The sequence below is a fragment of the Chamaesiphon sp. OTE_8_metabat_110 genome (genome assembly GCF_031382685.1).
Taxonomy (GTDB): domain Bacteria; phylum Cyanobacteriota; class Cyanobacteriia; order Cyanobacteriales; family Chamaesiphonaceae; genus Chamaesiphon.
Genome location: NZ_JANMZA010000378.1, coordinates 1 through 7,457, shown reverse-complemented (window position 1 = coordinate 7,457; position 7,457 = coordinate 1). Strand labels below are relative to the sequence as shown.

Genomic DNA, 7,457 nt, shown 5'->3' with positions numbered 1-7,457 from the left:
ACCCCCCGATCTAGTTACAAGGCAATGGCAATTAGTAGATATCGGCTCGGATGAATGGCGAGATGAATGCCAACGACTCAGCCTAGAGTTTTTACAGTGGATTCGAGATGATTCAACTATCCCTGTAACCACTACGGAAGGAGCAAAGAAAGCATTAAGTGGAATTAGCAGTAGTGAGATTTGTATCTCGCTAACTGGGGTGTGGAATGGCTGTCCCGAACTGAATAAAGGTGAGAAAGACTATACATTAATTAATGATTTACAGCTAATTTCTACCCCGAATAGAAGGATAACTATTGCATTTGATAAAGACAGCAAACCGAAAACAATAAATATGGTTCGGGCTGCAACTAAAAGATTTGCTGGTTTATTAATAGCCGCAGATTGTCAAGTGTATTTAGCTGAATGGAGTAGCGATCGAGGTAAAGGCATTGACGATTTAATCTTTAACGATGGAGTCGAGGCATTCCGTCGCGTTATCGACAGTGCCAAACCGATCGAAGCAGCGGAAATAGACAGCAATGAAGACGATCGAGCCTCCGGCGGAAAAAAGCCACAGAAGTCAGTTGCAGAGCGGTTGCTGGAGATCGGCAGAACTGCTACTTACTTCCAAAATCCCGATCGAGTTGCTTATGCCGATATCGCGATTTCCGGCAACCGTCACACTTATGCAGTGCGCTCCAGAGCTTTTAGGATGTGGCTGGCTGGGATGTATTTCAATATCGAGGGAAAAGGGATCGGTTCTCAACCGATGCAAGATACGCTCTCAACCCTCGAAGCGATCGCTTTATATGGACAGGATTCGGCAACTTGCGAAGTCCATCTCCGCATCGCCCAGGATCGGGAGAAAATTTATCTCGACTTGGGTACTCCAGACTGGAAAGCGATCGAGATCGATCCTACTGGCTGGAGGACGATCGACGATCCACCCGTGCGATTTTGGCGACCGGATTCACTGCGTCCGCTCCCTTATCCCGTCGCTGGGGGAAGCTTGACAGAATTACGGGAATTGCTCAATGTAGATGGATCTGCATGGACTTTGATTATCACTTTCTTACTATTCTGTTTTTGTCCGAACAAAACCTATCCGGTATTAGTGCTATCGGCACACAGAGGGAGCGGCAAGACCGTTGCCGCAGAAATGCTCAAGGGTTTAATCGATCCTGGGAAAGCCCCACTTATCAAGCTACAAGGAGATACCCATAAGCTCGCAGTCTCAGCTTCTCGTCGGCTATTGATGGTCTACGATAATGTGGGACATATCAGTGCAGACCAATCTGACGATCTATGTCGGATTGCGACTGGATTCGGCTACAGTACGCGCACTCTATTCAGCACTGACGAAGAGACGACTTTTGAGTTTGCCCGTCCCCAGATTGTCACGGCGATCGATTCCCTTGTGACTCGTGACGACTTAGCCGATCGAGTCTTAATGGTACAGCTCGGTGAAATTAGCGAACAACAGCGACTACCCCAGGCTGAATTAAATGCCAAGATCGAAGCAGCGCGTCCGCGTATCCTTGGGGCACTGTTGACGGCACTGAGTCAAACATTAGCAGAGTTACCATACACCAAGCCTGATAAACTTCCTCGGATGGCTGACTATGCGCTCTTTGCGATTGCTAGTGAGAAAGCGTTAGGACTCAAGAAAGCTGAGTTTATGTCAGTCTTCAATGACAGTCGCGAACTGTCTAGACAAGTAGTAATTGAGTCTTCGCCTGTTGGAGAAGCGATTATCCGACTTATGGAACATCGCAAGGCATGGGAACCTTGGCAGGGGACGGCTTCAGAACTACTGAATGAATTGGAAAAATATACAGATGAAGCTACCTATCGGTCGCGGTATTTCCCAAAAACTGCTAACGTTCTCAAGCGGCAACTCAATCGACTGGCACCCGATCTCAAGGCATTGGGCATTGATGTTCGAGAGGCTCGAATTGGAAAAGCGGGAACTCGGCAGATCGTGTTAGAGAAATGTGTGATTTTATCGTCAGTATTGTCAGCCGAGCGTCTGCCTTCGCCAGAAACTAGTCAGGATAACGATCTTAGGGCTGACGATAAGGCTGACGATATTTCAATGGCTGACGATAAATCTGACGTTAAGGCTGACGATATTTCAATGGCTGACGATTGGGCTGACGTTAAGGCTGACGATATTTTAATGGCTGACGATTGGGCTGACGATAAGACTGAAGATATCGTCAGCCATCGAACGTCAGAACAAGAGCGGGTTTCAAGGTTGGCTGACGATACTGACAATAAAAATTCCCCATCGACCTCATCCGATCTCCCGATTCTATTTAAAGTTGGAGATTTAGTCAGGTATGGCGGCTCAAGTGCCAACCTCAAGCAGCAATACGCCGGAAATCTGACGATTCGTGAGTTTAGTAAGTCGGGAGACTCGTGTACTTGCCTGAAGCCGAATGGGAACCTGACGAGTTGGATCGAGTTTGACGATCTTGAGTTTGTAGCGGTTTGAGACTGGCGATCGAATCTTACCGTCCAGTTAGCTGATTGGAAATTTTGTGCCGAGCCGATCGACTGAAGTACCTTGTAATTGCCAAGTTATCAGATTTATCAAATTTTCCAGTTTAAGAGCGATCGATCCAGTTCTCCGTTCATATCCTTATTGTTCTCGGCGCAGAATATATCAGAGCAAACTCGATGCTAGTTCCTCATCCATAAGTCGTAAATTGATAAGAAGATTTCCACAACAATCAAAATGACAATGTACCATTCCACGCGGTGGCTGCTGCTGCGCTGCATCATCCCCAGGGCGGTTTCTACGGTTTTAGAAATCAGTGCTAACTTTTGCTCTAGCGCAACCAATCGCTCGCGTAGTTCGTATTCATCTTCAAGGCGCAAGTACAAGCGGCTTAATTCTGGACGATCCCAAGTCGGATCGGGTCTTTCGCCTACTTCAACAATGCCGAGCATTTTTTGCTGGATCAGCAACAAGCCGCCAATGTAGCTAAGTAATTCTTTCTCCTTGGGCGGACGGAGGTTTTTCCCTTGAATGGCAGTAGTGAACGGCTTGATACTTTCAAATAGGAGCGATACTTCCTGCTCGTAATATTCTAGTACGACACTTTTGCCCAAAGCCTCAGCCACAATTTGTAAGCGTTCCGTACTGCATTCTTGCAACCAGAGGATTTCACTTTCCAGTCGCTCATTCACCTTCGGGCGAAATGCGATTGCTAGCACTTCCGATGCTGTAGCTTTGAGGGGTTCGCGAATGTGGGACTCGATCGTTTTGAGTAGTTTGCTTTCTTCCTCCATACTGAGGTTGAATGTCACGATCGCACCGTAGCGAAGGAGTACGACACAACCATTGGCTCCCGCAGCGCATTGGAAAGGATTTGAGTACTTTCGAGCGAAACATGTAATAATGTCGGTAATAGTGAATATTTACCTACGTTATTCATGGAGTCAAATCGGAGCGTTGAAGCAGCATCTCCTCTGGAGCAACGAATTCTCAATCTTGCCAAATCTCAAAGTACGATTCGGACTCGCGATGCGATTGCAGGTGGCATTCATCCAGAAGATCTGCGCCGCTTGGTAGATCGGGGCGTACTGCTCAAATCTGGTCGGGGGATGTACACCTATATTGATGCCGAACTCACCGAATATCATAGTCTCGCTGTTGCCAGTCAGCGGGTGGAGCATGGGGTAATTTGTTTGCTCTCTGCCCTCCAGTTTCATGGGATTGGAACTCAAGCACCCTTTGAAGTCTGGGTGGCGATCGACGTTCATGCCCGCCGTCCTAATTCGGATGTACTATTACTGCGTCCGGTCTATATGTCGGGATTAGCTCTGAGTGCGGGGATTGAAACTCACGCGATCGAGGGAACTCCAGTGCAGATATTCAATCCAGCCAAAACGATCGTCGATTGTTTTAAGTATCGCCACAAGATCGGTCTAGATGTTGCCCTTGAAGCTCTGCGGGAAAGTTGGGAGTCTCGCCGCTGCTCGATGGATGAATTGTGGTCGTATGCCAAGATTTGTCGGATGAGTAAAGTGATGCGTCCGTACCTGGAGTATTTATCATGAATCAACCGCGAAATTTGGCTGCTTCAATCCGCCAGCGATTATTAAATCTTGCCCAAGCTCAGAAAGAAGACTTCAATCTGGTTCTAACCCGCTATGGAATCGAACGTTTATTGTACCGATTACACTGCTCTGCGGTGGGAGAGCGATTTATCCTCAAAGGGGCGATGTTATTTATCCTCTGGAGCGACACTCCCCACCGGACGACTAAAGATGTAGATTTATTATGTCGAGGAGACAACTCAATCGCGGAAATAGAAGCCGTGTTTCGATCGGTTTGTCAGGCGGATGTCGTTCCAGATGGCTTGGAATTCGACATATCGACGGTAAAAGGTGAAGTAATCAAAGCAGATCGGGAGTATCCAGGCGTGAGGATTCGGCTCACCGCATTCATCGCAGGTACCCCGACGCGGATTAATTTACAGATCGATGTGGGATTTGGCGATATCGTCACTCCCGCACCGCAACTGATGAGTTTGCCCGCGATGCTCTCGGATCTACCCACACCTCAACTGTATGCTTACAACCGCGAGACTGTTATCGCTGAAAAGTTTGAGGCGATGGTGCTGCTGGGAATCGGAAATACGCGGATGAAGGATTTGTACGATCTGTGGTATTTGTCCCAACATTTCACTTTTGAGGGGAATCTGCTCGGTCGAGCCATTGCTGCCACATTCGAGCGTCGCCGTACTCCCATCCCCACGGATACCCCGTTAGCCTTGACGAGTGAGTTTGCTGATGATGAAACCAAACAGCGGCAGTGGGTAGCTTTCGTGCGAAAGGGGAAACTGACAGGTGAGGGCTTGGTTTTGAGCCAGATCGGATTGATTCTTCATGATTTTTTGATGCCGCCGACAATTGCGCTCGGTGAGGGAGTTGAGTTCAATCGTGTGTGGTCGTCAGATCTGGGTTGGCATTCTCAATGAAGTGGCAAATTGTTTAGATCGGTTGTCAACGAACTGGAGTGGTGTCAAGCTCATATTCCCTAGTTGTCAACGTCTCGACATCCCCTCCATGAGTAGGAACTTTTACACTTCCACCATGAGTAGGAACCTTGACACCTTCTTGCTCATCTAGATCGTCTCTTTCGTTTACACGATCTAGCAACGGCTCAACCTCTACCTGTAAAACGTTCAGATCGCTAACTCCATGTTGTTTTTGTGCCTTCAAGATTGCCTGTCGCCGATCTAAATTCGAGAGTAATTCGCGGGGATTGCGATTACTCATCGATTCCATCGCCATCGATCGTAGATTATCTGGTGAATCGGTAAAAATTTTCAGTTCGCTCTTAGCTCGACTGGCTGCGACATAAAAACTTTCTGAGTTCTGCACCCCATCAGCCGCGACAAGCACCAGATCGCTAGTTTTCCCCTGACTGCTATATATCGTCGTAGCAATTGCCAGATCGAAGTGATGTGCTTGGCGCAGATCGATCGCTTCTATTCGACCGTCACGGTATTTAATGTTTGCCACACGATCGATCGTAGACTCGATCTCAAATTCCTGTCCATTGCGTCGCTGCAACTGTGCATCGTTTTTGCTCCAGCGCAGCCGATCCCCCACTGCTACACCGATCGATTCCTCCCGATAGTGGGCTTTGTTGAAATTTAAGTCTGTAACTAGTCGTTCGCCATCTGGCGATCTCAAGACAATGTTATTGGCTTCTTTATCGGTGACTATATAACTTTGCCCTCTTACCAGTTGGTTGTAGTTCCGAATCGGCACGACAATATCGCCAACATTGTAATTATGAGCGTAGCTGTTTTCGACTTTGGTAAATTTATAATCTACTAATTGTCGAGCTGGCAGGTCTGAGCCGATTGTCCCGATCGATCGCAATCCTTCACGGATCGCCGCTGTAATCTCCCGTCGCTTATTGTTAGTTCCCGATACGATTAATGTTTTGGCTCTCTGTGCTGGACTAAGAGCTAGATACTCAGTTGCAATTTTGCCAACGATCTCATCTTTAGCAACTGTGACGATACTATTATTTTGCTCTAACAGTGCAAAACCGCGATCGATCTCGCCATCGGCAAGAGCATCTACCGCAGCTTGGAGATTTGGGTCTTTTTGGCGTAGCGATACCGTGAGTCGGGCGGTTGCCATTCCCGCTGCTTGTAACGATTTAAAAGGATTCCCTGCCGCCACTGACGATAGCTGTCGGGTATCCCCAACGAGTAACACTCGCGCATTCTCTTTTTTGGCTCTAGATAACAGTGCCAGGGCATCATCGGCACTTAACAAACCCGCCTCATCCACAATCCACAATTCATCTTTACTCAGTGGCTCCTCACGACTACAGAGTTTTCTTGCTACTGTCTGGGCCTCGATCCCTAATTCATCACTTAACACTTTGGCAGCTTCGGCACTGGGGGCGAATCCTTTCACTTCGACCCCGTGCAGGTCGGCGATCTGTTTTAGTTCGGCAAGGGCAGATGTTTTTCCCGCACCAGCGACTCCCTGCCATGCAATTACTCGATCTGCGGTCATGGCAGCCAGTCCGATCGCTTGTCGCTGTCCTGCGTTGAGTGTGGTATTTTGCAGATAGTCAGCTACCAGTCTAGGGCTAGCAATCGGTGTTACATCATCTTTGGTGCCTCGCATCAGCGAGATCGTCCGATCCTCACGCACGAGTGCGTTGTAAGTGGTGTAGTTGCCATCGAGTTTAATTAAATCCGAGCGAGCGTCGCACAGAGATTTAATGTCAGTAATATCGATCGGTAATCGTTGGGCGATGACGAATTTCTCGATATCTTCAACTCTAAAGTCAACACTCCGCTCGGAACAGTGAACGATCGCATCTTCGATATAACGATCTTTAGTGGCTGCGGTAGTAGATTGCTTGACATTTGGCAATCCCGATCGCACGATCTCGATGCCTAAATCCGCCCCTTCCTGCTGCCATCGAGCTTTTAGCTCCGATTGGGGAATACGCTCTTTATGCTTGCGGGTATGCTGCCAACTTTCTTCACGAGTCAGCCAAGTACTATTACCTGGGCACTCAGAGAGGATCTGCATCCGGCGTTTGCTAAAATCCTCTAGATGCTCTCGATCGTACCCAGCAATCTCAATCTGTCCGTGGGGGCGATATTCAATTCCATAGCCCAGTTTTTCGACTTCGGCGGCAAGATACGTCTGATAGATCGTCCCCAAGTGTTTCTTATTCCCAAAGATGAGGTCGTTGTCGTTGGCATACCATTTTTCGCTCTCTGCTTGGGTTAGGTTCATCACCAAGGCGTGAGTATGCAGGTGGGGGTCGAGTTCGCGGCTCTCGATATGGTCGAACTGGGCGACAACTAGGTTGCTAGTTTTGACTTCCACTACATTTTTTTTATTTGTAATGCGAGTCTGAGCGTAACGTGCTTCGATTAATGCCAGAGTCTTCTCGACGGCGACGCGATGGGCGACTT

Annotated in this window: 5 protein-coding genes; 3 read left to right on the top strand and 2 right to left on the bottom strand. The window is 48.1% G+C overall.

Annotated elements, in window-relative coordinates; all coding sequences use genetic code 11:
• On the top strand, positions 1-2,479 hold a 2,479-nt coding region (locus RMO52_RS13940; protein WP_310415213.1), incomplete at its 5' end, for a DUF3854 domain-containing protein.
• Positions 2,480-2,667: 188 nt separating this feature from the next.
• Here RMO52_RS13940 and RMO52_RS13935 read toward each other — a convergent pair.
• Entirely contained in the window at positions 2,668-3,387 is a 720-nt protein-coding gene (locus RMO52_RS13935; protein WP_310415216.1) for an RMD1 family protein, read from the bottom strand.
• A 36-nt stretch (positions 3,388-3,423) separates the two neighbouring features.
• Between RMO52_RS13935 and RMO52_RS13930 the strand changes: the two genes are divergently transcribed.
• Positions 3,424-4,050 (top strand): type IV toxin-antitoxin system AbiEi family antitoxin domain-containing protein, encoded by a 627-nt coding sequence (locus tag RMO52_RS13930; RefSeq protein WP_310415210.1) that lies wholly within the window; start codon positions 3,424-3,426, stop codon positions 4,048-4,050.
• Entirely contained in the window at positions 4,047-4,973 is a 927-nt protein-coding gene (locus tag RMO52_RS13925; RefSeq protein ID WP_310415208.1) for a nucleotidyl transferase AbiEii/AbiGii toxin family protein, read from the top strand. Before RMO52_RS13930 ends, RMO52_RS13925 begins: the two co-directional genes overlap by 4 nt.
• A gap of 25 nt (positions 4,974-4,998) precedes the next feature.
• On the opposite strand, the gene mobF is transcribed toward RMO52_RS13925, so the two are convergent.
• Positions 4,999-7,457, bottom strand: a 2,459-nt coding sequence (gene mobF / locus RMO52_RS13920; RefSeq protein WP_310415205.1) for a MobF family relaxase, incomplete at its 5' end; no start/stop codon positions are given.